The 26,887-nt window shown below is 67.6% G+C and carries 20 protein-coding genes, 1 tRNA gene and 1 riboswitch; of the genes, 10 read left to right on the top strand and 11 right to left on the bottom strand.

From position 1 onward, the window contains the following. Positions 1-51: 51 nt before the first annotated feature. Complete coding sequence (locus PSA7680_RS02020; RefSeq protein WP_085866989.1) at positions 52-1,578, bottom strand: 2-isopropylmalate synthase; 1,527 nt, start codon at positions 1,576-1,578, stop codon at positions 52-54. Between the two features lie 180 nt (positions 1,579-1,758). Between PSA7680_RS02020 and PSA7680_RS02015 the strand changes: the two genes are divergently transcribed. Genes PSA7680_RS02015 through PSA7680_RS02000 form a run of 4 tightly spaced genes read left to right on the top strand, consistent with a single transcriptional unit; the run spans position 1,759 to position 6,538 of the window. Beyond that, positions 1,759-3,417: an NAD+ synthase gene (locus tag PSA7680_RS02015; protein ID WP_085866988.1), complete on the top strand. Its 1,659-nt coding sequence runs from the start codon at positions 1,759-1,761 to the stop codon at positions 3,415-3,417. A 39-nt stretch (positions 3,418-3,456) separates the two neighbouring features. Continuing rightward, the gene (locus PSA7680_RS02010; protein WP_085866987.1) at positions 3,457-4,881 is read left to right on the top strand and encodes a magnesium transporter; all 1,425 of its coding nucleotides are present in this window, start codon (positions 3,457-3,459) and stop codon (positions 4,879-4,881) included. Between the two features lie 15 nt (positions 4,882-4,896). Further along, positions 4,897-5,325: a DUF1801 domain-containing protein gene (locus tag PSA7680_RS02005; RefSeq protein WP_085866986.1), complete on the top strand. Its 429-nt coding sequence runs from the start codon at positions 4,897-4,899 to the stop codon at positions 5,323-5,325. 49 nt (positions 5,326-5,374) lie between these two features. Further along, the gene (locus tag PSA7680_RS02000; protein ID WP_085866985.1) at positions 5,375-6,538 is read left to right on the top strand and encodes an alpha/beta hydrolase family protein; all 1,164 of its coding nucleotides are present in this window, start codon (positions 5,375-5,377) and stop codon (positions 6,536-6,538) included. Between the two features lie 19 nt (positions 6,539-6,557). Here PSA7680_RS02000 and PSA7680_RS01995 read toward each other — a convergent pair whose 3' ends face one another. After that, complete coding sequence (locus PSA7680_RS01995; RefSeq protein WP_085866984.1) at positions 6,558-7,517, bottom strand: MBL fold metallo-hydrolase; 960 nt, start codon at positions 7,515-7,517, stop codon at positions 6,558-6,560. A gap of 86 nt (positions 7,518-7,603) precedes the next feature. After that, positions 7,604-8,074: a hotdog fold domain-containing protein gene (locus tag PSA7680_RS01990; protein ID WP_085866983.1), complete on the bottom strand. Its 471-nt coding sequence runs from the start codon at positions 8,072-8,074 to the stop codon at positions 7,604-7,606. A gap of 145 nt (positions 8,075-8,219) precedes the next feature. Here PSA7680_RS01990 and gltX point away from each other — a divergent pair, with 145 nt between their 5' ends. Together gltX and PSA7680_RS01980 are read left to right on the top strand one after the other, a co-directional pair. Then, positions 8,220-9,545, top strand: coding sequence for a glutamate--tRNA ligase (gltX, locus tag PSA7680_RS01985; protein WP_085866982.1), 1,326 nt, complete (start codon positions 8,220-8,222; stop codon positions 9,543-9,545). A 110-nt stretch (positions 9,546-9,655) separates the two neighbouring features. Further along, complete coding sequence (locus PSA7680_RS01980) at positions 9,656-11,059, top strand: MATE family efflux transporter (protein WP_085867134.1); 1,404 nt, start codon at positions 9,656-9,658, stop codon at positions 11,057-11,059. A 144-nt stretch (positions 11,060-11,203) separates the two neighbouring features. On the opposite strand, the gene PSA7680_RS01975 is transcribed toward PSA7680_RS01980, so the two are convergent. After that, the gene (locus tag PSA7680_RS01975; RefSeq protein ID WP_085866981.1) at positions 11,204-11,749 is read right to left on the bottom strand and encodes a gamma-glutamylcyclotransferase family protein; all 546 of its coding nucleotides are present in this window, start codon (positions 11,747-11,749) and stop codon (positions 11,204-11,206) included. A gap of 72 nt (positions 11,750-11,821) precedes the next feature. Then, positions 11,822-11,916: riboswitch (glycine riboswitch) on the top strand. Positions 11,917-12,062: 146 nt separating this feature from the next. On the opposite strand from PSA7680_RS01975, the gene gcvT reads away from it, so the two are divergent. The 4 genes from gcvT to PSA7680_RS01955 all read left to right on the top strand — a co-directional run bounded on the left by gcvT (position 12,063) and on the right by PSA7680_RS01955 (position 16,649). Next, on the top strand, positions 12,063-13,178 hold the full coding sequence (gcvT, locus tag PSA7680_RS01970; protein ID WP_085866980.1) for a glycine cleavage system aminomethyltransferase GcvT: 1,116 nt from the start codon (positions 12,063-12,065) through the stop codon (positions 13,176-13,178). A gap of 28 nt (positions 13,179-13,206) precedes the next feature. After that, positions 13,207-13,566 carry a glycine cleavage system protein GcvH gene (gene gcvH / locus PSA7680_RS01965; RefSeq protein WP_085866979.1) on the top strand — a complete coding sequence of 120 codons (360 nt, stop codon included), beginning with the start codon at positions 13,207-13,209 and terminating at the stop codon, positions 13,564-13,566. 13 nt (positions 13,567-13,579) lie between these two features. Next, positions 13,580-16,453 (top strand): aminomethyl-transferring glycine dehydrogenase, encoded by a 2,874-nt coding sequence (gene gcvP / locus PSA7680_RS01960; RefSeq protein WP_085866978.1) that lies wholly within the window; start codon positions 13,580-13,582, stop codon positions 16,451-16,453. Between the two features lie 120 nt (positions 16,454-16,573). Next, positions 16,574-16,649 (top strand) — tRNA-Ala (locus tag PSA7680_RS01955). 52 nt (positions 16,650-16,701) lie between these two features. On the opposite strand, the gene PSA7680_RS01950 is transcribed toward PSA7680_RS01955, so the two are convergent. Genes PSA7680_RS01950 through PSA7680_RS01920 form a run of 7 tightly spaced genes read right to left on the bottom strand, consistent with a single transcriptional unit; the run spans position 16,702 to position 26,886 of the window. Then, positions 16,702-17,721: an NAD(P)-dependent oxidoreductase gene (locus tag PSA7680_RS01950; protein WP_085866977.1), complete on the bottom strand. Its 1,020-nt coding sequence runs from the start codon at positions 17,719-17,721 to the stop codon at positions 16,702-16,704. Between the two features lie 29 nt (positions 17,722-17,750). Further along, the gene (locus tag PSA7680_RS01945; RefSeq protein WP_085866976.1) at positions 17,751-18,740 is read right to left on the bottom strand and encodes a glycosyl transferase family protein; all 990 of its coding nucleotides are present in this window, start codon (positions 18,738-18,740) and stop codon (positions 17,751-17,753) included. After that, entirely contained in the window at positions 18,737-21,352 is a 2,616-nt protein-coding gene (locus PSA7680_RS01940; protein ID WP_085866975.1) for a nitrate reductase, read from the bottom strand. The genes PSA7680_RS01945 and PSA7680_RS01940 overlap by 4 nt, the downstream gene beginning before the upstream one ends. Next, positions 21,349-21,684, bottom strand: coding sequence for a nitrite reductase small subunit NirD (gene nirD, locus PSA7680_RS01935; protein WP_085866974.1), 336 nt, complete (start codon positions 21,682-21,684; stop codon positions 21,349-21,351). Before nirD ends, PSA7680_RS01940 begins: the two co-directional genes overlap by 4 nt. Then, positions 21,681-24,134, bottom strand: a complete 2,454-nt coding sequence (nirB, locus tag PSA7680_RS01930) for a nitrite reductase large subunit NirB (protein WP_085866973.1) — start codon at positions 24,132-24,134, stop codon at positions 21,681-21,683. The genes nirD and nirB overlap by 4 nt, the downstream gene beginning before the upstream one ends. Next, a complete protein-coding gene (locus PSA7680_RS01925) occupies positions 24,134-25,798 on the bottom strand; it encodes an ABC transporter ATP-binding protein (protein ID WP_176244061.1) in 1,665 nt (554 codons plus the stop codon). The genes nirB and PSA7680_RS01925 overlap by 1 nt, the downstream gene beginning before the upstream one ends. Positions 25,799-25,803: 5 nt before the next feature. Further along, entirely contained in the window at positions 25,804-26,886 is a 1,083-nt protein-coding gene (locus PSA7680_RS01920; RefSeq protein ID WP_085866971.1) for an ABC transporter permease, read from the bottom strand. Position 26,887 lies beyond the last annotated feature (1 nt).

Genomic DNA, 26,887 nt, shown 5'->3' with positions numbered 1-26,887 from the left:
TGTTTTCGGAATGGGCCTTCGGTGTCGCGAAGGCCCAAGGACGGGCGCGGCTCAGTTGCCCGTGCCGCCGTCGGCCGCTTCGCCCTGCGCCGGTGCGGTGCCGGCATCGGACTGCGGCGCCTCGGCGCCATCGCCCGCGGGGAAGGTCGTCTCGCCGTCGGCGAAGGCGCCGCCTTCCCAGGTGCCGCTCTGGCGCTGGCCGGTGGCGAAGCGCATGGTGCCTTCGCCCTGGCGTTTGCCGGCCTTGAACATGCCCTCGTAGACATCGCCGTTGGCATAGGTGGCCACGCCCCTGCCGTCGATCTCGCCGCCTTTCCACTCGCCCTCGTAGCGGAAGCCGTCGGGCATCACGATGGTGCCGAAACCTTCGCGCTGGCCGGCGCGGAACTCGCCGGTGTAGACGGTGCCGTCGGCATAGGTGGCCACGCCTTGCCCGTGGCGCTGGCCGTCGAACCACTCGCCTTCGTAGCGGTAGCCGTCGGGGTAGGTCATCACGCCCTGGCCGTGGTTCCTGGCATTGGCGAACTCGCCCTCGTAGACGAGCCCGTTGGTGTAGCGGGCGATGCCCTTGCCCTCGATCACGCCGGCCTTCCACTCGCCTTCGTAGGTGTTGCCGTCCGGGTAGGTGATCTTGCCGGTGCCATCGGCGAGATCGTTCCTGAAGGTGCCCACGTAGACGGAGCCGTCGGGGTAGGTGACTTCGCCGGTGCCCTCGATGCGCCCCTCCACCCAGCCGCCGACGTAGCGGTAGCCGTCGGTGCCGATGAAGGTGCCTTGCCCGTGGCGCTTGTCGTTTCGGAAGCTGCCTTCGTAGACATCGCTGTTGGCGTAGATGACCTTGCCCTGTCCGTGGCGCTGCCCGGCCACGAACTCGCCTTCGTAGACGTCGCCGTTGGGCTGGGTCAGCTTGCCGGTGCCGTCGATCTGGCCGTCGAGCCAGTCGCCTTCGTAGACCAGCCCGTCGGGCATCGTCAGCTTGCCCTTGCCCTCGCGCTTGCCCGCGACCATGCCGCCTTCGTAGATCGCGCCGTCGGGGTAGGTGATGAGGCCGGTGCCCTCCTTCACGCCATCCACCCAGTCGCCTTCGTAGATGTAGCCGTTGGGGCTCTTCATTGTGCCCAGCCCGTGGTGCAGCGCGTTGCGGAAGCCGCCTTCGTAGACCACCCCGTTGGCGTAGGTCGCGATGCCGTTGCCCTCGATGCGGCCGTCCGTCCACTCGCCTTCGTAGGTGCCGCCGTCGGCGAAGGTGATCTTGCCCACGCCCTCGGGCTTGCCGTTGGCGAAGCTGCCCACGTAGACCGAGCCGTTGGGGAATTTCGCCATCCCCTGGCCGCGGATCTCGCCGTCCTGCCATTCGCCCGTGTATTCGTAGCCGTTGGGCAGGCGGTAGGTGCCCTGCCCATGCTGTTTGCCGTTGCGGAAGGTGCCTTCGTAGATGCCGCCGTCCTCGTATTGCTTCGTCACCACGGCGCCGCCGCCGGCGGACTGGGCCGCGGCGATGCCCGGCGCTGCGAGCGCTATGAGAATGGCGGTTGCGGCGCCTTTCGCGGCGCGTGTTCCAACGGTTGTGACCTGCACGTGAGCCCCCTTAGCCCTTTTGGCATTCTTCTCTGCGTGCTGCCTGAGCGCACTTCGGGGCCGAAAGTAAAGGAGCCTCCGGAACGTGACAACGGCTTTTGCGCCGATCGGGCGGATGCGGCTTTCCCTTGCCGGTCAGTCTGGTAAAGACGGGGGCGACGACAGAAACGAGGCCCGCGCATGAGTGACCGTTTTCGCCTGACCCTTGCCCAGCTGAACCCCACCGTGGGCGATCTCGAGGGCAACGCCGCCCGCGCCAAGGCCGCGTGGCAGGAGGCCCGTTTCGCCGGGGCGGACATGGTGGCGCTGCCCGAGATGTTCATCACCGGCTACAACACGCAGGATCTGGTGCGCAAACCGGCCTTCTTCGAGGCCGCCATCGCCCGGATCGACGCGCTGGCCGCCGAATGCGCCGACGGCCCCGCCATGGGCATCGGCGGGCCGTGGTTCGAAGATGGCCGGCTGTTCAACGCCTACCACATCCTGAAGGGCGGCAAGGTCAACAGGCGCGTGCTCAAGCACCACCTGCCCAACGAAACCGTCTTCGACGAGGTGCGCCTCTATGACAGCGGCCCCCTCGGCGGCCCTTACAGCGTGGGCAACACACGTATCGGAACGCCGATCTGCGAAGATGCCTGGCACGAGGATGTGGCCGAGACGCTCGCCGAGACCGGGGCGGAGTTCCTGCTGGTGCCCAACGGCTCGCCCTACTACCGGGGCAAGCTGGAAACGCGGCTCAACCACATGGTCTCCCGCGTGGTCGAAACCGGCCTGCCGCTGATCTATCTCAACATGGTCGGCGGGCAGGACGACCAGGTGTTCGACGGGGCGAGCTTCGTGCTGAACCCGGGGGGCGAGATGGCGATGATCCTGCCGCCCTTCGAGGAGGAACTGGCCACGGTGGACCTGGTGCGCACCCCCGAGGGCTGGCGCGCCGAGGCCGGCGTGAAGGCCCATCAGCCCGACGCCTGGGAGCAGGACTACCGCTGCATGGTCGAAGCCCTGCGCGACTACTGCCGCAAGACGGGGTTCGGCAAGGTGCTGCTGGGGCTCTCCGGCGGGATCGACAGCGCGCTGGTGGCCACGATCGCGGTGGATGCGCTGGGCGCGGAAAACGTGCGCTGCGTGATGCTGCCCTCCGAATACACCTCCCAAGCCTCGCTGGAAGACGCCGAGGCCATCGCCAAGGCGCTGGGCTGTCGCTACGACTACGTGCCGATCACCGAGAGCCGCGCCGCCGTCACCAATACGCTCGCGCCGCTGTTCGAAGGCACGCAGGCCGACATCACCGAGGAAAACATCCAGTCCCGCCTGCGCGGGCTCTTGCTGATGGCGCTGTCCAACAAGTTCGGCTCCATGCTGCTGACGACGGGCAACAAGAGCGAGGTCGCCGTGGGCTACGCCACGATCTACGGCGACATGAACGGCGGCTACAACCCGATCAAGGATCTCTACAAGACGCGCGTCTTCGAGACCTGCCGCTGGCGCAACGCCAACCACCGCCCGTGGATGAAGGGCCCCGAGGGCGAGGTGATCCCGCCCCGCGTGATCGACAAGCCCCCCAGCGCCGAGCTGCGCGAGGACCAGAAGGACGAAGACAGCCTGCCGCCCTACGAGGTGCTGGACGCGATCCTGACTCTGCTGATCGACGAGGAGGCCAGCGTGGCCGACTGCGTGGCCGCGGGCTTCGACCGGGACACCGTGAAGCGGGTGGAACACCTCGTCTATATCTCGGAATACAAGCGCTTCCAGTCCGCCCCCGGCACCCGGCTTACGCACCGCGCCTTCTGGCTGGATCGCCGCTACCCGATCGTCAACCGCTGGCGCGACGAAAGCTGAAGCCGCGGGCGGGGCGCAGGGAAAAGGAGCAGGTCCGACATGCGCAGCACCCGCAGCCCATCCGCCGCCGCCACCGAAGCCGCCGCCCCGCTGACCTGGCGGGAGGGCGGCCCTTCCGCCAACCGCGCCACGCTGCGGCGCATGGAGGCCATGCTGCGCGCCGGGCAGGAGGCCGCGCTGCTGGACGCGCTGGGGCACTGGCACCCGGCGGACGTGCTGAAGGCGATGGTGGCGCTGACGCCGCGCGATGCGCGCAGGCTGTTCCACTGGCTGCCCGAACATCTGAGCCTCGCCGTGCTGGACGAGCTGGATTCCGATCTGCACGCGGTGCTGTTCGATCCGGCGACGGTCGGGAAATTCCGGCGCCTGCTGCGCCGGATGCCGATGGACGAGGCCGTGGCCACGCTGCTGGAACTGCCGGAGGATTTCGCCGAGGAGCTGATCAAGGGCCATCCGCACGCCGAAGCCCTGCGCCGGGCGGTGCAGGCGCAGGCGCATACCATCGCCACCGTCATGCGCCACGGGGTGATGACGGTGCCGCTGTCCTGGACGGTGGGCGAACTGACCGAGGACATCCGCCGCCGCTCTGATGAGATCGCCAAGATCGACATGATCTTCGTGGTGGACGATCTGCGCCACCCGGTGGGGGTGCTGCGCTTTCGGGACGTGCTGATCGCCGCACCCGACACGCCCGTGGCCGAGATCTGCACACCCAACCCGCCGATCGTCAGCGCCGACGTGGACCGCGAAGAGGTGCTGCGGCTGGCGGAGGCGCGCCACCTGTCGGCCATCGCCGTGGTGGATGGCGCCGGGCGCCTCGTGGGGGGCGTGGCCCCGCGCGAGCTGGCCGAGATCCTGCGTGAGGAAGCCGAGGAAGACATGCTGGTGATGGGCGGCGTTGCGCCGGCCTCCACCCAGTTCGACTCGCCGCTGACGATCCTGAAGCGCCGCCTGCCGTGGCTTCTGGCCGGCCTCGTGGGCTCATCGGTCGCCGCGATGGTGATCGGCTCCTTCGAAGACGTGCTGGCCCAGGCGGCGATCCTGGCCTCCTGCATCCCGGTGGTGATGAGCACGGCGGGCAATTCCGGCATCCAGGCCAGCACGGTCTCGGTTCAGGCCATCACCTCGGGCCACAGCTGGCACGGGGATTTCCGGGGCCGCATCCTGCGCGAGATGGCCGGGGCGGCGCTTAACGGGCTGAGCGTGGGGGCGGCGACGGCGGCGCTGGTGCTGCTGGCGAGCCTGATGCTGCCGGTTCCGTCCGCGGGCGCGCTCGCGCTGACCGTGCTCGTGGCCCTGACGCTCGTCACCCTGCTGGCCGGCACGCTCGGCGCGGTGGTGCCCTACGGGCTCAGGGCGCTGGGGCAGGATCCGGCGGTGGCCACGGGCATCTTCATCACCACGTCGAACGACGTCTTCGGGGTGTTGATTTTCTTCCTCGTGGCCAGCACCCTCTACCTGTAGCGGCGGGAGGCGATCATGGCCGACAACAAGACGCAAGCCACGACGGCCAGCGTGGCGGATTTTCTGGCCCGCGTCGCGCCGGCGCGCCGCGCGGAAGATGCCCGCGTTCTGGCCGCGCTGTTCAGCGAGGTGACGGGCTTCGAGCCGCGCATGTGGGGCGAGAGCATCGTCGGCTACGGGCGCTACCACTACCGCTATGCCTCCGGCCGGGAAGGGGATTTCCTCGCCACCGGCTTCTCGCCGCGCAAGAGCGCGCTGTCGCTCTACATCATGCCCGGCTACCAGGATTACGGCGAGATCCTTGCGCGGCTCGGCAAGCACAAAACCGGCAAGGCCTGCCTCTACATCACGAAGCTTGCGGATGTGGATCTGGACGTTCTGCGCGAACTGATCGCCACCGGGCTGAAGGACCTGGACGCGATCTGGCCCGTGCATCCGGAATGAGCCTGAGCCGTTAACGGCCTGTTTGCCAGACTCACCCCATTGCTTGGACATGCTGACCAACGCCTTGCGCGCCCTCGCGGCGCTCGTCTGCCTGTTCGTTCTTCCCGGTGTCGCGCGTGCGCAGGCGCCGGGCACGGCCTGCCTGCCGGTGGATCCGGCGGCTTTCTCCTGCCCGTCGGCGGCCTTCCAGCCCTGCGGGATCGCAGTGGAGGGGGCCACGCGCCACTACTGCCGCCACATCCCCGATCAGGGCGGCGTGCTGCCCGTGGTGATCGCCTTCCACGGGGCCGGGGCGGGGGCGGATGCGATGGTCAACCTCTGGCGCTACCGGGCGGAGCAGGGGATGATCATCCTGGTGCCGGACGCCCATGAAACCGGGCAGGAGGGCGTCTGTTCCTCGATCTGGCGCCAGATCGGCTTCCAGGCGCAGGACTGGGCCGGGCTGGCCGCGCCCTATGGCTGCGCGGGCGGCTCCGGGCTTTCCGATCTGGCCTTCGTCGAAGCGCTGATGGACGCGCCCGAGGCCGAGCGCGCGGTGCAGGGCTTCTACGCCGCCGGTTTCTCGGCGGGGGCCGGCTTCGTCTTCCAGCTCTATCTCACCGCGCCCCTCGCGGAGCGCTTCGCCGGCTTCGCGGCGGCGGGGATGGGGATGAGCGCGGCCAAGATGCGCGCGGTGGAGCCCGAGGCCCGGGGCACCGGGCGCTACGGGCTCAACCGTTCGGCGCGGCGTCCGTTCCTGTTCCACATGGGCACGGCCGACAAGTTCTCGCTGCCGGTGGAAACCATCGTCGCCGAACTTCAGCGCCATCCCCGATGCGCGGAGCCGGGCAGCATCTACGCCGCCATGCGCTGCGTGCTGTTCAACCCGATCGGGCAGGAGCGCGGCAATTTCGATCTCACCAGCCAGCGCCGGATGACGGAGAAATGGCTGGCCGCCTTCAACCGCACCCTGCCACGCCGGATCGAAAGCCTCTATCCCGATCTCGGGGCCGGGGAGGGGGGCGATGAAACCATGACGGTGCGCGCCGATTACCTGCCGGCCGAGGGCGGCGCGCCGGTGGCGGTGCTGACGACGTTGGACGGGGGGCATGACTGGCCGGGGTGGGGCGGCAACCAGGCCCCTTGCGGCTCGCGCATGTGCGACGTGGATCTCACGCAGGAGATCCTGCAGTTCTGGCGTGCGACGGCGGGGATGGTGACCCCGCCGCGCTGAGGTTTCGCGGCCGTCAGGCTCAGCTCATGATCATCTGGTAGCTGGCCGGCACGTAGCGGAAGCCGGAGTCCTTCGCTTCCACGAAGCCCACCGCCGGGAAGGGCATGTGGTAGCCGATGAAGGGCACCTTGTCGGCGGCCAGCATCCCGAAGACCTTGCGGCGCGTCGCGGCGGCGGCGGCCTTGTCCATGTCGAAGCGCACTTCCCAGTCCGGGTAGCCGAGGGACCAGACGTAGTGGTTGGCGGTGTCGCCGATCAGCAGGAGCTGCTGGCCGTCGCTTTCGAGCATGAAGGTGGTGTGGCCGGGCGTGTGGCCGTGCGCGGCCATCGCGGTGATGCCCGAAACCACGGAGCCGCCGTCGTCCAGGAAGGTCATCTTCTCGGCCATCGGCGTCACCTTCGCGGCCACCATGTCGCCCACGCGGTTGCCGGCCTCCATCTTGCTCCAGAAGTCATACTCGGTGGAGCCGGTCACGTAGCGGGCATTGGGGAAGGTCGGCGTGCCGTCGTCGCCGGTGGTCATGCCGCCGATGTGATCGGGATGCATGTGGGTCAGCACCACGATGTCCACCTGGTCCGGGGTGTAGCCGGCATCGCCGAGCGCCTTGACGATTCCGCCCTGGCCGAGGCCGGTGTCAAACAGCACCAGCTCGCTGCCGGTGTTCACCACCGTCGGCGTGAAGAAGAACTGCGATTTGTCGGTGGGGATGAAATGGGCGCCCGAGACCTCGGCGAACTCCTCCGGCGTGGCGTTCATGCCGAAGATTTCCTGCGGGTTCTCGACGGTGCGGTTGCCATCCAGCAGGGTGGTGACCTCGAAGCCGCCCAGCTTCATGCGGGAATAGGCGGGGCCGCCGGGCCCCATCATGTCGGCCGCGGCGCGGGCCGGGCGGCCGGAAAGGCCGGTGAGCCCGGCCGCCAGCGGCAGGGCGGCGCCCGTCAGCATGGCGGCCCGGCGGGTGATCTTGACATCGGACATGGGGTACTCCTCTAACGTTGCCTGAGCGCAAGGTTAGGGCGTTCGGCCCGGGTGGCGAGTCAAAACCGCGTGAAAAATCGATTTTTCTACTTCTTCGCCGGTTTTTCCGAGATCCAGAGCGTGATCGTGCCCTTCACGACGACGATCCCCTGATCGTCCTTGGCCTCCACGCGCACGGTGAGATCTCCGGGCACCCAGGCCTCCGGCTCCACGTCGGCCGTGCAGGTGATGTCGCTGCCGGCCTTCGCGGTGTAATCCAGCTGCATCCCCTTGGGAATCCAGCGCAGATGTTTCGGGATGCTGGCTTCGGCCATGAAGCCCATGGCCATCTCCAGCCCGTTGGCGATGGCGATCACATGCACGGTGCCGATGTGGTTCTCCACGCTCCGGCGCTTGCGGATCAGCACCGAGCAGTGGTTTGGGCGCACATCGGTGACGAGCGGTTTGATGGTGCGGAAATAGGGGGCGCGACGCGCGGAATAGGCCGAGAAGATCTGTCGGCCGAAGGGCCATTTCAGAAGTTTCTCGTACATGTTCAGAACGTAGTTGCCGGCCATGATTTCTCCTCTCGCACACGGGCTTTGCTTCTGTTAGACCGCGCGGATGCAAAAATCCCCTCTGACGTTGGGTCGGCGCGCCACTTGGCCTTTGCGCGGGCTGCGGCTAAGAGGAGGCGACGCTTCAAAGCGAAGGCAAGAAGAGATGACCGTTACCCGTTTCGCCCCCAGCCCCACCGGCTACCTCCACGTGGGCAACCTGCGCACCGCGCTGTTCAACTACCTGATCGCCCGCAAGGCGGGGGGCCAGTTCATCCTGCGGCTGGACGACACCGACCCGGAGCGCAGCAAGCAGGAATACGCGGATGCCATCAAGGAGGATCTGGAGTGGCTCGGCCTGACGTGGGACCGGGTGGAAACCCAGTCCAGCCGGCTTGAGCGTTACGAGGAGGCCGCCCAGCAACTGCGCGACATGGGCCGCTTCTACGAGTGTTTCGAAACGCCCACGGAGCTGGATCTGAAGCGCAAGAAGCAGCTGAACATGGGCAAGCCGCCCGTCTACGACCGCTCCGCGCTGAAGCTTTCCGAGGAAGAGAAGGCCCGCCTGCGCGAGGAGCGCGGCAACGGCCACTGGCGCTTCCTGCTCGATCACGCGCGGATCGAGTGGAAGGACGGCATCCTCGGCGATCTTTCGATCGACGCGGCTTCCGTCTCCGATCCCGTGCTGATCCGGGGCGACGGGCAGTTCCTCTACACGCTGGCCTCCGTCTGCGACGACGTGGATTTCGGCATCACCGACGTGGTGCGCGGCTCCGACCACGTGACGAACACCGCGACCCAGATCCAGATCATCGAAGCGCTGGGGGGCCATGTGCCCAACTTCGCGCACCATTCGCTGCTGACCGGCCCGCAGGGCGAGGCCTTGTCCAAGCGGCTCGGCACGCTGGCGCTGCGCGATCTGCGCGCCCGCGGGGTGGAACCCATGGCGCTGCTGTCGCTCATGGCGCGGCTGGGTTCCTCCGATCCGGTGGAGCTGCGCGGCTCGATGGAGGAACTGATCGAAGGCTTCGATCTCTCCAAGTTCGGCGCGGCGCCGACGAAATTCGACGTGGAAGATCTCTTCCCGCTGACCGCCCGCATCAACCAGGGGCTGCCGTTCGAGGCGGTGAAGGACAGGATCGCCGAGATCGGCGTGCCCGACGAGATCGCCGAGCAGTTCTGGTCCGTCACCCGCGAGAACATCACCACGCTCTCCGACCTTGAGGGCTGGTGGGCCATGTTCCGCGACGGCGCCGAGCCGGTGATCGACGAAGAGGATGCCGAGTTCGTTGCGCAGGCCCTCGCGCTGCTGCCCGAAGGCCCCTACGATTCCGACAGCTGGGGCAAATGGACGGCCGAAGTGAAGGCCGCCACCGGGCGCAAGGGGCGTGGCCTGTTCATGCCGCTGCGCAAGGCGCTCACCGGCCAGAGCCACGGGCCGGACATGAGCGCGGTGCTGCCGCTTCTGCAGGTGATCCGCGCCAAGGGCTGAGCCCGCCCGCGGTTTGGCACGGGCCGTGCACACGGCCTGTGCAATTTTCATCGTTCTCTCCCGCCGCATTGCGCGTATTTTGACAGCCTGAGCCGGGGCGGGAGCGAATGATGGCCAACGAACAAGCAAAATTCCTCGAAGGCAGCCTGTTTCGCCACGTGGCGGTGATGAGTTTCACCGCCTCGGTGGGGCTGATGGCCGTGTTCTTCGTGGATTTCGTCGATATGGTCTTCATCTCCATGCTGGGGCAGGCCGAACTGGCCGCCGCGGTGGGCTACGCGGGGGCGGTGCTCTTCTTCACCACCTCGCTGGGCATCGGCATGTCGATCGCGGCCGGGGCGCTGGTGGCCCGCCAACTGGGGGCGGGCGACGCCGGGGAGGCGCGCCGCAAGGCCACCCACACGCTGGCCTACGGCGTGGGCATGGGCGTGGTTCTGGCGGCCGTCGTCTGGGCCAACCTGCATAGCCTGACAGGCTTTCTGGGGGCCGAGGGGCTGACGCAGGAACTGGCCGTGGACTACCTGCGGATCATCATTCCCTCCATGCCGCTGATGCTGGCCGGCATGGTCGCCAGCGCGATCCTGCGCGGCCACGGCGATGCACGGCGGGCGATGTTCGTCACGCTCTGGGGCGGGGGGGTGAACGCGGTGCTGGACCCGATCTTCATCTTCGCGCTGGGCCTGGATCTGAACGGAGCGGCGCTGGCGAGCGTCTGTGCGCGGATCGCGATGTGCATCTCGGGGATCCTGCCCGTCCTGCGCCACTACGGGGGCTTTTCCCGCCTGAGCGTCCCGCTGCTGGCCGCTGATTTCAAACCGGTTTTCCAGATCGCCCTGCCGGCGATCCTGACCCAGGTCGCCACGCCTTTCAGCTCCGCCTACGTGACCCGCGCCATGGCGGCCTACGGCGAGGAGGCTGTGGCGGGCATGGCCATCGTCGGGCGGCTCACACCGCTGGCCTTCGCGGTGATCTTCGCGCTGTCGGGCGCGGTCGGGCCGATCATCGGGCAGAACGCCGGGGCCGGGCAGCCGGCGCGGGTGCGCGGCGCCTACCGCGATGCGCTGATTTTCTCGGGAGCCTTCATCCTCGGGGTCTCCGTGCTGCTGTTCCTGCTGCGCGCGCCGATCGCCGATCTCTTCAACGCCACCGGGCTGGCGCGCGAACTCGTCTACCTGTTCTGCGGGCCGCTGGCACTGGCCTTCTTCTTCAACGGGGTGCTCTTCGTGTCCAACGCCGCCTTCAACAACCTCGGGCACCCCTTCTATTCCACCTGGCTGAACTGGGGCCGGCACACCATCGGCACCATCCCCTTCGTGATGCTGTTCTCCGCGCTGATGGGCGCGCCGGGCGTGCTGGTGGGGCAGGCGGCGGGGGGCATCCTTTTCGCCCTCGTCGGCTACCTGCTGGCGCAGCGGGTAATGGCAAAACAGGCCGCCGGAGCGGTGGAGAAGCCCAAGCCTGCGCCCTTCCAGCGGCAGGCCCGGCAGCAGAGCCTGTTCAACCTGCGCAAGTAGGGCTGTTTCGCGCAACGGCAGCGCCGACCCGTTTTGCCGAAGGCAAACCTTTGGTTTGACGGGGCGGGTCGGCGCGGCCCGACGGTGCCTGTCGGGCTTGTCCGGCGGAACCTTCGCAATACACGGCGCTACGATGCAGGAAGTCTAGAAATCCGAAAGATGCTTGTCCGTCAGCAGCTTGGCGTCCAGCGTCGTTGCGCTTGCACGGGGGTAGAGCGGATCTGAACGGTCGTCCAGAATGCCCGCCTCCCAGCCGGTGGTGGTGGCAAAGAAATCCGCAACGCCTCCAGTGCCGAACTCCTGCAGATAGCCCTGCACCACCACGTCGAGGTAACTCAGCGCGATGGGGTGCGGGGCCTCTGGCGCGGGATGCTTGGCTTCCGGGATCTCGTAGATGGCGATGGCCGCGGCGCTGGCGTGTGCATGCGAGATCTCCGCACCCAGAAGAACCCTGTCGTAGGCCGCTTCGCGGGCGTCGAGCCGCGCCCAGTCGGCGCCGGGCACCCGCGCGATCAGCCCGTCGATGCGGCAGTCGGGCTGCCGGGCGGCCGTCAGAATCGCGCGCGGAAAGCTGGCGATCTGGCGCCAGTGGCGCCGCCAGCCCTGCAGTCTGGCCGGGGCGGAATCGCGGTAGTCATGGGTGCCCCGATTGACGAGGGAGCCGTAGCCGAAGAAGAATGGGTCGCGCATGGGCGCAGGCTGGCGCCGGCTTTCGGGTTTTGCAAGCCCTTGCCAGAAGCCGACGCTTCGCTTAACACGAGCGACAACCCCATGGGAGAATCCGGCCGCGCAGGCTGCCGGTGCCGAAGGAGCAACCGCCCCGGTAAACTCTCAGGCAAAAGGACCGTGGGGCGTCTAGACACTCTGGAGAGATCCCGCCGCACGCGGGGCGCCGAAGGGATAACGATCTCAGGCCAAGGGACAGAGGGGGCATCAAGGCGCGCCGCGGCGCGCGGGATTGATGCCGGGTGACGTTTCAAACGCCGGCGACAGGGGGAACGCGATGGGCGATCTGGAACGGACGGTTTTCTACGATCTTCATGTGGAGCTCGGGGCAAAGATGGTGCCCTTTGCCGGCTACGAAATGCCGGTGCAATACCCGATGGGCGTGATGAAAGAACACCTGCACACGCGTGAGCAGGCCGGGCTCTTCGATGTCAGCCACATGGGGCAGGTGATCCTGCGCGGCGCAGGCGCGGCGGGGGCGCTGGAAAGCCTCGTGCCGGTCTCCATCCTCGGGCTTGCCGAGGGGCGCCAGCGCTATGCGCTGTTCACCGACGAAGACGGCGGCATTCTGGACGATCTGATGGTCGCCAACCGGGGCGATCACCTGTTCCTCGTGGTCAACGCCGCCTGCAAGGCCGCCGACGTGGCCCACATGCAGGCGAAGATCGGCGCGGCCTGCGAGATCGAGGTGATCACGGACCGGGCGCTGCTGGCGCTGCAGGGGCCGAAGGCGGAGGCCGCGCTCTCGGCGCTGGTGCCGCAGGCCGCCGACATGCGCTTCATGGACGTGGCGATCCTGCCCAGCGATTTCGGCGATCTCTGGATCAGCCGCTCCGGCTATACCGGCGAAGACGGCTACGAGATTTCGGTCGCGGACGATCAGGCCGTCGCCTTCGCCCGTGCGCTGCTGGCGCTGGAGGGCGTGGCCCCCATCGGCCTCGGCGCCCGCGACAGCCTGCGGCTGGAAGCGGGGCTCTGCCTCTACGGCAATGACATCGACACCACGACGAGCCCGGTCGAAGCGGCGCTGGAGTGGGCGATCCAGAAGATCCGCCGCACCGGCGGGGAGCGCGCCGGCGGCTTCCCCGGCGCCGAACGTATCCTGGCCGAGCTTGATAACGGCGCCGCGCGCCGCCGCGTCGGGCTTCTGCCCGAGGGCCGCGCCCCGATGCGCGCGGGCACGAAGCTCTTTGCCGACGAGGCCGCCGACACGCCGATCGGCGAAATCACGTCCGGTGCCTTCGGACCCTCGATCGGCCGCCCGATGTCCATGGGCTACGTGCCCACGGAGCTTGCCGCCGAAGGCACAAGACTCTTCGCCGAAGTGCGCGGCAAGCGCCTCCCGGCAACCGTTTCCGCCATGCCGTTCCGGCCCTCCACCTACAAACGCTGATCTCAGCACACAGACAGGGAAAACTCAGATGAAATTCACCGAAGAACACGAATGGCTCCGCGTCGAGGATGATCTCGTTGTCGTGGGCATCACCGAACACGCCTCCGAGCAACTGGGCGACATCGTTTTCGTGGAGCTGCCGGAAGAAGGCACCGAGGTCTCCAAGGACGACGAGGTCGTGGTGATCGAATCCGTCAAGGCGGCCTCCGACATCCTCGCCCCGCTCGATGGCGAGATCGTGGAGGTGAACGAGGCCATCGTGAACGACCCCGGCAAGGTCAACGAGGATCCGCTCGGCGACGGCTGGTTCTTCAAGATGAAGGTCGAGGATCTCTCCGTTCTCGACGATCTGATGGACGAAGCCGCCTACAAAGACTTCATCGGCTGAGCCGGAGGCCCCCATGCCCTATACGCCCACAGGCTACAATTCCTACGATTTCGCCAACCGCCGCCACATCGGGCCCTCGCCCGAGGAGATGGCGGAGATGCTGGAGGTGATCGGAGTCTCCTCGCTGGACGAGCTGATCGATCAGACGGTGCCCGCCAGCATCCGCCAGAAGGACGCGCTCGACTGGGAGCCGATGACCGAATACGCGCTGCTGCAGAAGATGCGCAAGGTCGCCGGCAAGAACAAGGTCATGACCAGCCTGATCGGGCAGGGGTTCTACGGCACGGTGACGCCGCCCGCGATCCAGCGCAACATTCTCGAGAACCCGGCCTGGTACACGGCCTACACGCCCTACCAGCCCGAGATCGCGCAGGGGCGGCTGGAGGCGCTGCTGAACTTCCAGACGATGGTGGCCGATCTCACCGGGCTGGAGATCGCCAACGCCTCGCTGCTGGACGAGGCCACCGCCTGCGCTGAAGCCATGACGATGGCGCAGCGGGTGGCGAAATCGAAAGCCACGGCCTTCTTCGTCGATGAAAACTGCCACCCGCAGAACATCGCCGTGATGCAGACCCGCGCCGCGCCACTGGGCATCGAGGTGATCGTGGGGGCGCCGGAAGATCTGGAGGCCGACAAGGTCTTCGGCGCGATCTTCCAGTATCCGGGCACCTACGGGCACATCCGCGATTTCACCGCCGAGATGGAGGCGTTGCACGCCGCCAAGGCGGTGGGCATCGTCGCAACCGATCTGCTGGCGCTCACGCTCATCAAGGAGCCGGGCGCGATGGGGGCCGACATCGCCGTGGGCTCGGCGCAGCGCTTCGGCGTGCCGATGGGCTACGGTGGCCCGCACGCGGCCTTCATGTCCTGCAGAGATGCCTTCAAGCGTGCCATGCCCGGCCGCATCGTCGGGGTATCGGTGGACGCACTCGGCAACAAGGCCTACCGCCTGAGCCTGCAGACGCGCGAGCAGCACATCCGCCGCGAGAAGGCCACCTCCAACGTCTGCACCGCGCAGGCGCTTCTGGCGGTGATGGCCTCCTTCTACGCCGTGTTCCACGGCCCGAGAGGGCTGCGCTCCATCGCCGAGATGATCCACTTCCACGCCGGCACCCTGGCCAAGGGGCTGCGCGAGGCCGGTTTCAACGTCGAGACCGAAAGCTTCTTCGACACGGTGACCGTCGAGGTGGGCCCGTTCCAGAAGGCGATCATGAAATCCGCCGTGGCCGAGGGCATCAACCTGCGCGCCGTCGGCGAGAGCCGCATCGGCATCTCGGTGGACGAGATCGTGGACCACAAGCTGGTGGAAGCCGTGTGGAAGGCCTTCGGCGTCAAGGCCAAGGCGCCGCAATGGCTGGGCACCGACCGCAAGCTGACCTCGGTGCTGGAGCTGAACTTCCCGGAGGAGATGCTGCGCCGGTCGGAGTATCTGACCCATCCGATCTTCCACATGAACCGCGCCGAAGCCGAGATGATGCGCTACATGCGCCGGCTCGCCGACCGCGACCTCGCGCTCGATCGCGCCATGATCCCGCTGGGCTCCTGCACGATGAAGCTCAATGCCGCGGTGGAGATGATGCCGGTCACCTGGCCCGAGTTCGGCACGATGCACCCCTTCGCGCCCCGCGACCAGGCCAAGGGCTACGCCAAGATGATCGAGGATCTTTCGGCCAAGCTCTGCGAGATCACCGGCTATGACGCCATGTCGATGCAGCCGAACTCCGGCGCGCAAGGAGAATACGCGGGCCTGCTGACCATCGCCGCCTACCACAAGGCGCGCGGCGATCATCACCGCGACATCTGCCTGATCCCGGTGTCCGCGCACGGCACGAACCCGGCGTCGGCACAGATGGCGGGGATGAAGGTCGTGGTGGTGAAATCGGCCGAGAACGGTGACGTGGACCTCGAGGATTTCCGCGCCAAGGCGGAAGCCGCCGGGGAGAACCTCGCCGCCTGCATGATCACCTATCCCTCCACTCACGGCGTCTTCGAGGAAACCGTACGCGAGGTCTGCGAGATCACGCACCAATACGGCGGGCAGGTCTACCTCGACGGTGCCAACCTCAACGCCATGGTCGGGCTCGCGAAGCCCGGCGAGATCGGCAGCGACGTGAGCCACCTGAACCTGCACAAGACCTTCTGCATCCCCCACGGCGGCGGCGGCCCCGGCATGGGCCCGATCGGGGTGAAGGCGCATCTCGCGCCCTATCTTCCGGGCCATCCCGAGGCCGAAGGCGCCGAGGGGCCGGTTTCGGCCGTGCCCTATGGCTCGGCCTCGATCCTGCCGATCAGCTGGGCCTACGTTCTGATGATGGGCGGGGCCGGGCTGACCCAGGCCACCAAGGTCGCCATCCTGAACGCCAACTACATCGCCGCCCGCCTCGCGGGGGCCTATGACGTGCTGTTCAAGGGCGGCAACGGGCGCGTGGCCCATGAGTGCATCCTCGACACCCGCCCCTTCGCCGAAAGCGCCGGGATCACGGTGGACGACATCGCCAAGCGGCTCATGGATTCGGGCTTCCACGCTCCGACGATGAGCTGGCCGGTGGCCGGGACGCTGATGGTGGAGCCCACCGAAAGCGAAACCAAGGCCGAGCTGGACCGTTTCATCGAGGCGATGCTCTCCATCCGCGCCGAGATCGCCGACGTGGAGGAAGGCCGCATCGATCCGCTCAACAACCCGCTCAAGCACGCGCCTCACACGGTGGCGTCGCTGGTGGGCGAGTGGGACCGGCCCTACAGCCGCGAGCAGGGCTGCTTCCCGCCCGGTGCCTTCCGGGTCGACAAATACTGGCCGCCCGTCGCGCGGGTGGACAACGTGTTCGGCGATCGCAACCTCGTCTGCACCTGTCCGCCGCTGGAAGACTACCTGGACGCGGCGGAGTAAACGCCGGGCGCTCCGCCGGTGGCACCTTCGGGAGCCTCCGGCGGGGATATTTGAGGAACAAAGTGACGCGGGATTCGCTCTTGACCTCGCGTCGTATTTTGGGTCAATAGCAGCCCGAGTGGGGCCGTAGCTCAGTTGGGAGAGCGCGTCGTTCGCAATGACGAGGTCGTCGGTTCGATCCCGATCGGCTCCACCAAGATCCCCCCTGCATCAGCGATCATGAACCGCCGTTTTCCGGTGCGCGTGCCTCAGGCTGCCGCCTCTTTGCCGCTGGCCGGGCGGGGGTAGTGGCCACCGATGCGTTCGACACCCATCCCCTGTTGCGCGAGCAGATCCGCCACGCGGAGCAGAGCGGGATCGGCCAGCACGTCCTGCCCCGTCAGCAGCACCACGCGATCGCCTTGCGCGGCCTTCTGCGCCAGCAGCCGGACCAGCGCCCCCGGCGCGGTGGCCGGGGCGAGGGCGAGGCGCTGCGCGTCGCGCCGGGCGAGTTCGAGCGTGGCGGGCTCATCCACGGCGAGGCAGAAGATCGAGTCGGCCTCCTGCAGCCGCTGCACGGCGCGCAGGGTGATCATGTCGCGCCCGCCGGTGCCGGTGGAGACGAGCGCGACGGGGGCGGCCTCGGGCATGGGGGCACCGCCGGACTCGATGGCCTGTTTGATCATCTTCGCCGCGGCGCGTTCGCTGTCGGCGGAATAGGCGCGGCGGGGGGCGTCCGTGAAGACCCAGCGCCAGAGATCGCGGCGGGCGCGGGGGGCGAGCCGTTGCGCGGCGGCCCCGCGCAGGCGGCCCGCAAGCGCGGCGAGCCCACCGAGGCGCGGCTCCAGCATTTCTTCGACCCGGGTCTTGATCTGGCGGGCCAGCACCGGCGCGGTGCCCTCGGTGCCGATGGCGACCACCACCGGATCCCGATCGACGATGGAGGGGGTGAGCGCGTCGCAGAGATCGGGCTGGTCCACCACGTTGACGGTGGCGCCGGCCGCCTTCGCGATGGCGTGCAGCGCGGCATCGAGGCCGGGGCAGCCGGTCGCCACGAAGGTGAGGGCTGCGTTCTCGAAAAGCGCCGGGGTGACGGCGCCGGCGTGATGGGTGAGCCGCCCCTCCCTGATGAGCGCGGCAAGTTCCGCGTCGGGCGGGCCGGGGAAGGCGAGGCAGATGGCGGCATCGGTCTTGAGTGCAAGACGGGCCTTCTGCGCCGCCTGCTCGCCGCCACCGAGGATCACGATGCGGCGGCCGGTGGTGCGCAGGAACATCGGGAAGGCTTTCATGGCGGGCTCCTTGGCGGTGGCTTGGTGGCTCAGGTGGTGGCGGGGATGGGCCGCGTGGCCCAGAGTTCCGCGGCGAGGGCATCGGCCTCCCGCAGCGTGGCGGCCTTGCCGGCGGTGTGCAGGGCCAGCGCGGCGGTGCCGGTGATGATGGCTTCGGCGAAGGGATCGGCAAGCTGGCCGCGCCAGAGGGCGGGCAGATCGCCCGGGTTGCTGGCCTCGGGGCCATCGGCGAGGCGGGTGGGTGTCTCGGTGAGGGCGGCGGCGGTGCCCTCCCACGGTGCGCCGTCGCGGAGCCCGTAGAGCGCCACCGCCTTGGCCGGGTGGCGTTCGAACTCGCCGCCGCCGCCCTTGATGACGCTCAAGGATTGCTGGCCCAGAAGCTGGCCCGCGTCCTGTTGCAGTTCGCGGTAGGGCGGGTGGAAGACGCCCTGCACGGAAGCCGGGGCAAGGCCCGGGTTCAGCACCCGCAGCGTGGTGTTCACCGCCGAGCGCAGGTTGAGCACGTCGCGCAGTTGCAGGATGCGCAGGGCATCGGCGGAGAGGCTCTCCAGCGGCACGTAGGCGATGCCTGCCGTCTCAAGCGCCCGCGCGGCGGCCTCGGGCGTATCGACGGACGGAATGCCGAGGCCGGGCAGGGCGTTGCGCACGGAGGCGATCGGGTTCTGGTGCGAGTTCCAGCCGTGCATCAGCACCGGCACCCCGGCCTGCGCCACCAGTTTCGCCGCGGCGAGGAACCACGGCAGGCCGCGGCTGCGGCCGGCCGCGTAGGTGGGCCAGTCAAGCCGAACGGGCAGGCCCTGCCAATCGGTGAGCGTGGCGCGCAGGGCATCGACGAAGCCCGCGATTTCCTCGGCGGTTTCGCCCTTGAAGCGCATCAGCATCAGGAGCGCGCCCGTGGCCTCGGGCGCGGCTTCGCCCGAGAGGATCAGCGCGAAGGCCGCACGGGCCTCTTCGCGGGTGAGGGAGCGGGAGCGGCCGGGGCCCCTCCCGAGGATGCGGACATAAGGCCCAAGGCTCATTCGGCGGCCACCTTCTGCAAACCGGCGTCAATCAGCGCTTGAAGCTCGGGTTTGCAGGAGCCGCAGTTGGTTCCGGCGCAGGTGCGTTCCCCGAGGCTGGCAACGGTGGTTGCCCCATCCTGGATGGCAAGCTTCAGGGTGTTTATCCCAACTTCGAAACACGAGCAAACCGTGGCGCCGGGATCAGGGCGATCGGAGCCGGCGCGGCCAGCGAGCGCCTTGAGCGGGCTGGTTTCGCTGCCCAGAAGGCGTGCTGCGTGGCTGCGGGCCACGGCGACGGGCTGGCGGGCGGCGAAGAAGAGCCCGGCGATGCGGCCGTTTTCTTCGATGGCCACACGCGCGGTGCCGGTGGCGGGATCTTCCAGCAGGGTGGCGGTGCCGCCGGAAAGCCCAAGAAGCCGGCGGGCTTCGGCCTCCCAGTCGGCGGGGGTTTTCAGCCCGGCGACCTCGGCGCGCCAGCCGCCGGCGCAGCGGGCCACGGCCCAGTAGGGGCGGTCGGGCTGCATCCGGTTCACCGAGACGGCGAAGCCATACCACGCCGCCGCGAAGCGGCTGATGCGGGCGCGGCTGCCTTTCAGCGCCGGCTGGCCCGAGACGGGATCGGTCACGCCCGCCACCGCCGGGTTGGCCTTGCCGGGGGCCGAGAAGCTGGCCGTCCAGTGCATCGGCAGGAAGATCGCGCCGCGCTGCACGCGGGTGGTGAGCAGGGCGCGGACGCGGGCGGTGCCGGTGGGGCTCGTCACGTCAACCAGATCGGCGTCGTGGATGCCGTGGGCGATGGCGTCTTCCGGGTGGATCTCGGCGAAGGGTTCGGCGAGGTGGCTTGAGAGGCGCGCGGTTTTGCCGGTGCGCGTCATCGTGTGCCACTGATCGCGGATGCGGCCGGTGTTCAGGCGGAAGGGGTAGTGCGTGTCTTCGCCATGTGCGGGCGGCGTGATCGGCAGCATCCTGGCCTTGCCGTCCGGGTGGAAGAAACCGCCCTGCGCGAAGAAGCGGCCGCCGGGCGCGCCGGTTTCGGGCACCGGCCATTGCACCGGGGCCAGCGCGTCGTACTCCGCCTTGCTCAGGCCGGCGAGCCCGGTCAGATCCAGATCCTTGCCGAAGTCGCGCGCAAGCGCCGTGCTGGCGGCATACTCTGCGAAGATCTCGCTTTCATCCGCGTAGTCGAAGCCCTCAAAGCCCATCCGCCCGGCCACATCGCAGAGGATCGCCCAGTCGGGCCGCGCGGCGCCGGGGGCGGGCAGGAAGGGGCGCTGGCGCGAAATCCGGCGCTCGGAATTGGTGACGGTGCCGGATTTCTCGCCCCAGCCGGTGGCGGGCAGCAGCACGTCGCAGCAGGCATTGGTGTCGGTCGCGGCGGTGATGTCGGAGGCCACGGTGAAGGGTACGCTGCGGATCGCTTCGGCCACCGCCTCCGCCTCGGGCAGGGAGACGGCGGGGTTGGTGGAGATCACCCAGAGCGCCTTGATCCTGCCATCGGCACAGGCGCGGAACAGGTCCACCGCCTTGAGGCCTGGCTTGGCGGCCATCGTCGGGCTGTTCCAGAAGCCCTGCAGCGCGGCGCGGTGGGCTTCGTTCTCGATATCGAGGTGGTTGGCGAGCATGTTGGCCAGCCCGCCCACCTCGCGCCCGCCCATGGCGTTTGGCTGACCGGTGACGGAAAACGGCCCCATGCCGGGCCGACCGATGCGGCCCGTGGCGAGGTGGCAGTTCAGGATCGCGTTCACCTTGTCGGTGCCGCAGGCAGATTGGTTCACCCCCTGCGAATAGACGGTGACGACCTTCTCGCTGCCGATCCAGAGATCGTGGAAGGCGGCCAACTCATCCGCCGTCAACCCGGTGTCGCGGGGGTCGGAGGCACGGGCGGCGGCGAGGGCCGTGTCGAACCCGTTCACATGGGCGGAAACATAGGCCGCGTTCACCGCGCCACGGTCGGCGATCTCGGCCAGCAGGCCGTTGAACAGCGCAGCGTCACCGTCGGGGCGGATCGCAAGGTGCAGATCCGCCAGATCGGAGGTCGCCGTGCGGCGGGGATCGACGTTGATCACCTTCATCTGGGGCCGCGCGGCCTTGGCGGCGGCGACGCGCTGGAACAGCACGGGGTGGCACCAGGCGAGGTTGCTGCCGACGAGCACCAGCACGTCGGCCTCTTCCAGATCCTCGTAGGTGCCGGGCACCGTGTCGGTGCCGAAGGCGCGCTTGTGACCGGCCACGGAGGAGGCCATGCAGAGCCTTGAATTCGTGTCGATGTTGGCCGAGCCGATGTAGCCCTTCATCAGCTTGTTGGCGACGTAGTAGTCCTCGGTCAGCAACTGGCCGGACACGTAGAGCGCCACGCTGTCGGGGCCATGGTCGGCCACCGCTTGCGCGAACTTGCCCGCAACCAGATCGAGCGCCTCCTCCCAGCTAGCGTCCCGGCCCGCGATCTGCGGGGCGAGAAGACGGCCCTCGAGATCGAGGGTCTCGCCGAGCGCCGAGCCCTTCGAGCAGAGCCGCCCGAAATTCGCGGGATGCGCGGGATCGCCCGCCACCGCGCCGCCCGCGGCCTGCGGGGCGATGACCCCGCAGCCGACCCCGCAGTAGGGGCAGGTGGTGCAGGTGGGGGCGGTCATTCCGCCGCCACCCGTGCCTGGAGCGCATCCGCCGAGATCAGGATGCGCCCGTTCTCCACCATCGTCGGATAGGTGGCGATGGAGCCCTCGTCGGCCCCCTGCGCCATCCCGGTTTCGAGCGAGAACACCCAGTTGTGCAGCGGGCAGGTGACGGCCTTGCCGTGCACGATGCCCTCGCTCAGGGGGCCCTGCTTGTGGGGGCAGGTGTCGTCCACCGCGAAGACCTCCGCCTCCGAGGTGCGGAACACGGCCACGCAGCCCATGCGGGTCTTCAGAACGCGCGCGCCGCGCACGGGGATGTCTTCGATGCTGCCGATGTCGATCCAGCTCATTCCGCGGCCTCCAGCGTGAGATCTGCGATGGGGTTCCATTTCTTTTCCCGGTAGTCGGGGGTGGCCTGCTCGGCCCAGGGATCCTTGCGGTAGATCGACTGGCTGATCTCGAACCGCTCCACCAGCGCGGTGCGGTTTTCCAGATCCTCGACGATCTGTTCCTTCACCCAGTCGAGGCCCACTTTCGCGACCCATTTGTAGCCGCGATCGAGGTATTTCGCGTTCTCGCGGTAGAGCTGGATGAAGGCGGTGGTCAGCGCGATGGCCTCTTCCTCGGTGGCGACCTTGGCCAGAAGCTCGGTTTCCTTCACGTCCATCCCGGCGGCCCCGGCGACGGAGACCTCGAAGCCCGAGTCCACGCAGACGATGCCCACGTCCTTGCAGGTGGCTTCGGCGCAGTTGCGCGGGCAGCCCGAGACGCCGAGCTTCACCTTGTGCGGCGTCCAGGAGCCCCAGAGAAGCTTTTCGAGCTTGATGCCGAGGCCGGTGGAATCCTGCGTGCCGAAGCGGCAGTGCTCCTTGCCGACGCAGGTTTTCACCGTGCGAAGGCCCTTGGAATAGGCGTGGCCAGACACCAGCCCGGCCTGGTTCAGATCGTACCACATGGCCGGAAGATCTTCCTTCTTCACGCCCAGCAGGTCGATCCGCTGGCCGCCTGTCACCTTCACCGTCGGCACGTTGTATTTCTCCGCCGCATCCGCGATGGCGCGCAGCTCGGCGGGGGTGGTGATGCCGCCCCACATGCGCGGCACCACGGAGTAGGTGCCGTCCTTCTGGATGTTGGCGTGGTTGCGCTCGTTGACGAAGCGGCTCTGCGGATCGTCCTGGTAGTCGAGCGGCCAGTCGGCCAGCAGGTAGTAGTTCACCGCTGGGCGGCAGACATGGCAGCCGTTCACCGTCTTCCAGCCGCAGGCCTGCCAGACGGCCTGCTGGCTTTTCAGCTCCTGCGACTTGATCATGCGGCGCACGTCCTCGTGGCTCAGATCGGTGCAGCCGCACATGCCCTGCGCAGCCGGAATCACGAAATCATCCCCGAGGGTTGCGCCCAGCACCTGCTCCACGAGGCCGGTGCACGTCCCGCAGGAGGCCGAGGCCTTCGTGGTGGCGCGGACGGCCCCCAGATCGTGGGCGCCGGCCTGGATGGCCGCCACGATGTCACCCTTGCATACGCCGTTGCAGCCGCAGATCTCCGCGTCATCCGGTAAGGCTGCAACGGCCGCCATAGGGTCCAGCGGTTCGCCCCCCTGGTAGGCCGGGCCGAAGATGAGCGTATCGCGCATCTCGCTGATGTCCGTGCCGTCCTTGATCAGGCCGAAGAACCAGTTGCTGTCGGCGGTATCGCCATACATCACCGCGCCGACGATCCGGTCGTTCTCGATCACGAGGCGGCGGTAGACGCCGCGGGCCGGATCGCGCAGCACGATGTCCTCGCGGCCCTCGCCTTCGGCGAAATCCCCGGCGGAGAACAGATCGCAGCCGGTGACCTTCAGCTTGGTCGAAAGCTCCTTCTGGACGAATTTTGCCTCTTCGCCCACCAGTGTTTTCGCCAGCACCCTGGCCTGATCGTAGAGGGGCGCGACGAGGCCGAAGACCGCGCCGTCATGCTCAACGCATTCCCCCACGGCGTAGATGTCGGGATCCGAGGTGACCATCTGGTCGTCCACGTGGATGCCGCGCCCGGTGGCGAGCCCGGCCTCCTGCGCCAGCGCGATGTTGGGGCGGATGCCCACCGCCATCACCAGCAGATCGCAGGGCAGTTCGGTGCCGTCCTCCAGCCGCAGCGCCTTCACCCGGCCGTTCTCGCCGAGGATCTCCTTGGAGTTGGCCGAGCACATCACCTTGATGCCCTTGTCCACCAGCGCCTTGCGCAGAAGGTAGCCGGCGGCCTCGTCGAGCTGGCGCTCCATCAGGTGGCCCATGATGTGCACCACCGTCACGTCGACACCGCGCAAGGCAAGTCCGGCGGCGGCCTCCAGCCCAAGCAGGCCGCCGCCGATCACCACGGCTTTCGCGCCGGGCTTTTCGCCCAGTGCGATCATGGTGTTCGTGTCTTCGAGATCGCGGTAGGCGATGACGCCCTCAAGGTCATGGCCGGGCAGCGGAATGATGAAGGGGTTGGAGCCGGTGCCGAAGATCAGCTTGTCGTAGGGCACTTCCTCGCCGGTTTCGGAGACCACCACCTTGCGGGCACGGTCCACCTTGGCGATTTTCTCGCCGAACCGGCAGGTTACACCGTTTTCTTCATACCATTCGGCGGTATGGATCACGATGTCTTCATAGCACTTCTCGCCCGACAGCACCGGGGAGAGCATGATGCGGTTGTAGTTGCCGCGCGGTTCGGCGTTGAAGAGCGTGACGTCATAGGCATCCGGTGCGAGCGCGAGGAGGTCTTCCAGCGCGCGCCCCGAGGCCATGCCCGCCCCGATGATCACGAGGTTCTGCTTAGGCATTAGGCTGCGTCCTTCTTTTTGCTGGTGGAGCCGTGTTCGTATTCCTCAAGGAAATCGAGCACTTCGGAGCGGAAGTTGTAGTAGTCTGGGTGTTCGAGCAGAGCCTGGCGCGTGCGCGGGCGCGGCAGGTCCACGTCCACGATCTTGCCGATGGTGGCCTGCGGGCCGTTCGTCATCATCACCACGCGGTCGGCGAGCAGGATGGCTTCGTCCACGTCATGGGTGACGCAGATCGCGGTGACCTTGGTGCGATCCCAGACTTCCATCAGCACCTCCTGAAGCTCCCAGCGGGTGAGGCTGTCCAGCATCCCGAATGGCTCGTCCAGCAGCAGCAGCTTGGGCGAAAGCGCGAAGGCCCGCGCGATGCCGACGCGCTGCTTCATGCCGTTGGACATGGAATGCGCCGGGCGGTCCATCGCGTCCGCCAAGCCGACGCGCTCAAGGTAGTAATCCACCACGTCCTGTTTCTCGGCGCGGCTGGCGTTGGGGTAGACCTTGTCCACACCGATCGCGCAGTTCTCCCGCGCCGTGAGCCAGGGGAAGAGGTTCGGCGACTGGAACACCACCGCGCGCTCCGGATCCGCCCCTTCCACGTGGCGGCCATCCAGCCGGATCGCGCCCTTGGAGATCTCGTTGAGCCCGGCGGCCATGGTGAGAACGGTGGATTTGCCGCAGCCCGAGTGGCCGATGAGCGAGATGAATTCGCCCCGGTTGAGCTTGAGGTTGAAATCCTCCACCACGGTGAGCGGGCCCTTCGGCGTCGGGTAGACTTTGTGCAGCTGGGAAAAATCGAGGAAGTTGCGGTCGATCATCCCTTTCTGCGCCTCGGCGACGGCCACCGGCACGCCGTGGATCGGGGTCACGTCGGGCAGGGTGCGGCTGCCTTCGACCTTCGCCTCGATGCCCACGTCCATCAGGTATTTGGTGACATCGGCGCGCAGGCGCTTGAAGAGCGGGCTGTCGTTCATCTCCATCCGGTCGCGCGGGCGCGGGATGTTGACCTCGAATGCCTTGCCCAACGTGCCGTCCGGGTTCAGCGCGATGATGCGGTCGCCCATGATGATGGCTTCATCCACATCGTTGGTGATCAGCACGCAGGTCTTCTTGTCGGTCTCCCAGATGTTGACGATCTCATCGGCGAGGTTGGCGCGGGTGAGGGCGTCGAGCGCGGAGAGCGGCTCGTCCAGGAGCAGCATTTCCGGGTCCATCGCCAGGGCGCGCGCCACGTTGACCCGCTGGCGCATCCCGCCCGATAGCTCCGCCGGGCGGCGCGTGGCGGCGTGGCCGAGGCCCACCATCTTCACGTAATGCGCCACCTTATCGGCGCGTTCCTTCTTTGAAAGCTCGGGGAACATCGTGTCCACCGCGAGGCCCACGTTGCCGTTGACCGTGAGCCAGGGCATGAGCGAATAGCTCTGGAAGATCACGCCGCGCTCCGGGCCGGGGCCGGTGATCGGCTTGCCCTTGAAGGTGACTTCGCCGCTCGTGGGCTTTTCCAACCCGCTCATCAGGTTGATCAGCGTCGTCTTGCCGGTGCCGGAGAAGCCGAGAAGGACGAGGAACTCGCCCTCCTTCACGCTCAGGTCGATGGACTTCAGCACGTCGGTCTTCGCGGTGCCTTCGCCGAAGCTCTTGGAAACGTTCTTCAGTTCGAGAATACCCATGGCGATCACCGGTTGTTGGAGAAGGTGAACATGGACTGGATCGCATACATCAGGCGGTCCAGCAGGAAGCCGATGATGCCGATGGTGAAGACGGCCACCATGATCTTGGCGAGCGACTGGCTGGAGCCGTTCTGGAACTCGTCCCAGACGAATTTGCCGAGCCCCGGGTTCTGCGCCAGCATCTCGGCGGCGATCAGCACCATCCAGCCCACACCCAGCGAAAGCCGCAGGCCGGTGAAGATCAGCGGCAGGGCAGAGGGCAGCACCAGCTTGGTGATCTTGGTCCAGGTGTTCATCTTCAAGACCTTGGAAACGTTCACAAGATCCTTGTCGATGGAGGCCACGCCGAGCGCGGTGTTGATCAGCGTCGGCCAGAGCGAGCAGAGCGTCACGGTGATGGCGGAGTTCAGGAAGCTCTTGGTGAAGAGCCCGTCGTTGGTGGTGTAGAGCGCCGAGACGACCATCGTCACGATCGGCAGCCAGGCAAGGGGCGAGACCGGCTTGAAGATCTGGATCATCGGGTTGATCGCGGCATTGGCCACCGGCGAAAGGCCCGCGGCGATGCCCAGCGGCACGGCGACGATGGTGGCCAGCAGGAAGCCGAAGAAGACGGTTTTGATCGAGGTCCAGATCTGGTCGTAGTAGGTCGGCTTGCCGGTGAAGGTGCGCCACTTCACCTTGTCGGATTTGCCTTCGGCCTCCAGCTTGGCGTTGCGCTCTTCCTGGCGTTCGTAGAAGGCGTCGCGCTTGGCGCTGGTGCGCTGCGCGTCTTCATGCAGGTTGATCACCTGCTCCCAGACCTGCGCCGGGCCGGGGATGGCGCCGAGCGAGGTCTGCACTTTGGGCGCGAGGTTGGCCCAGACCATCAGGAAGATCAGGATCGAGGTCAGCGGCACGCCGAGCAGCATCCAGATTTCCTTCATCTGGGCGCGCGGGTTGTCGCCTGCGGCGGCTTTCAGGATCGGCGTGATGAAGGCGAGGCCCAGCACCTTGAACCAGGCGTCGGCCTTGTTGATGCGGGTGAAGAGGCGGGCGCGGCGGGCCTCCTTGGCCTCGGCGGCGGTGAAATCGGGATCGACGGTTGCCATG

The organism is Pseudoruegeria aquimaris, from assembly GCF_900172235.1.
Taxonomy (GTDB): Bacteria; Pseudomonadota; Alphaproteobacteria; order Rhodobacterales; family Rhodobacteraceae; genus Pseudoruegeria; species Pseudoruegeria aquimaris.
This window is presented reverse-complemented; position numbering and strand designations above follow the sequence as displayed.

What these genes read in the sequence shown, in the direction of transcription:
- PSA7680_RS02015 (WP_085866988.1), top strand. Translation starts at nt 1,759, where the DNA reads ATGAGTGACCGTTTTCGCCTGACCCTTGCCCAGCTGAACCCCACCGTG.
- PSA7680_RS02010 (WP_085866987.1), top strand. Translation starts at nt 3,457, where the DNA reads ATGCGCAGCACCCGCAGCCCATCCGCCGCCGCCACCGAAGCCGCCGCC.
- PSA7680_RS02005 (WP_085866986.1), top strand. Translation starts at nt 4,897, where the DNA reads ATGGCCGACAACAAGACGCAAGCCACGACGGCCAGCGTGGCGGATTTT.
- PSA7680_RS02000 (WP_085866985.1), top strand. Translation starts at nt 5,375, where the DNA reads ATGCTGACCAACGCCTTGCGCGCCCTCGCGGCGCTCGTCTGCCTGTTC.
- PSA7680_RS01995 (WP_085866984.1), bottom strand. Translation starts at nt 7,517, where the DNA reads ATGTCCGATGTCAAGATCACCCGCCGGGCCGCCATGCTGACGGGCGCC.
- PSA7680_RS01990 (WP_085866983.1), bottom strand. Translation starts at nt 8,074, where the DNA reads ATGGCCGGCAACTACGTTCTGAACATGTACGAGAAACTTCTGAAATGG.
- gltX (WP_085866982.1), top strand. Translation starts at nt 8,220, where the DNA reads ATGACCGTTACCCGTTTCGCCCCCAGCCCCACCGGCTACCTCCACGTG.
- PSA7680_RS01980 (WP_085867134.1), top strand. Translation starts at nt 9,656, where the DNA reads ATGGCCAACGAACAAGCAAAATTCCTCGAAGGCAGCCTGTTTCGCCAC.
- PSA7680_RS01975 (WP_085866981.1), bottom strand. Translation starts at nt 11,749, where the DNA reads ATGCGCGACCCATTCTTCTTCGGCTACGGCTCCCTCGTCAATCGGGGC.
- gcvT (WP_085866980.1), top strand. Translation starts at nt 12,063, where the DNA reads ATGGGCGATCTGGAACGGACGGTTTTCTACGATCTTCATGTGGAGCTC.
- gcvH (WP_085866979.1), top strand. Translation starts at nt 13,207, where the DNA reads ATGAAATTCACCGAAGAACACGAATGGCTCCGCGTCGAGGATGATCTC.
- gcvP (WP_085866978.1), top strand. Translation starts at nt 13,580, where the DNA reads ATGCCCTATACGCCCACAGGCTACAATTCCTACGATTTCGCCAACCGC.
- PSA7680_RS01950 (WP_085866977.1), bottom strand. Translation starts at nt 17,721, where the DNA reads ATGAAAGCCTTCCCGATGTTCCTGCGCACCACCGGCCGCCGCATCGTG.
- PSA7680_RS01945 (WP_085866976.1), bottom strand. Translation starts at nt 18,740, where the DNA reads ATGAGCCTTGGGCCTTATGTCCGCATCCTCGGGAGGGGCCCCGGCCGC.
- PSA7680_RS01940 (WP_085866975.1), bottom strand. Translation starts at nt 21,352, where the DNA reads ATGACCGCCCCCACCTGCACCACCTGCCCCTACTGCGGGGTCGGCTGC.
- nirD (WP_085866974.1), bottom strand. Translation starts at nt 21,684, where the DNA reads ATGAGCTGGATCGACATCGGCAGCATCGAAGACATCCCCGTGCGCGGC.
- nirB (WP_085866973.1), bottom strand. Translation starts at nt 24,134, where the DNA reads ATGCCTAAGCAGAACCTCGTGATCATCGGGGCGGGCATGGCCTCGGGG.
- PSA7680_RS01925 (WP_176244061.1), bottom strand. Translation starts at nt 25,798, where the DNA reads ATGGGTATTCTCGAACTGAAGAACGTTTCCAAGAGCTTCGGCGAAGGC.
- PSA7680_RS01920 (WP_085866971.1), bottom strand. Translation starts at nt 26,886, where the DNA reads ATGGCAACCGTCGATCCCGATTTCACCGCCGCCGAGGCCAAGGAGGCC.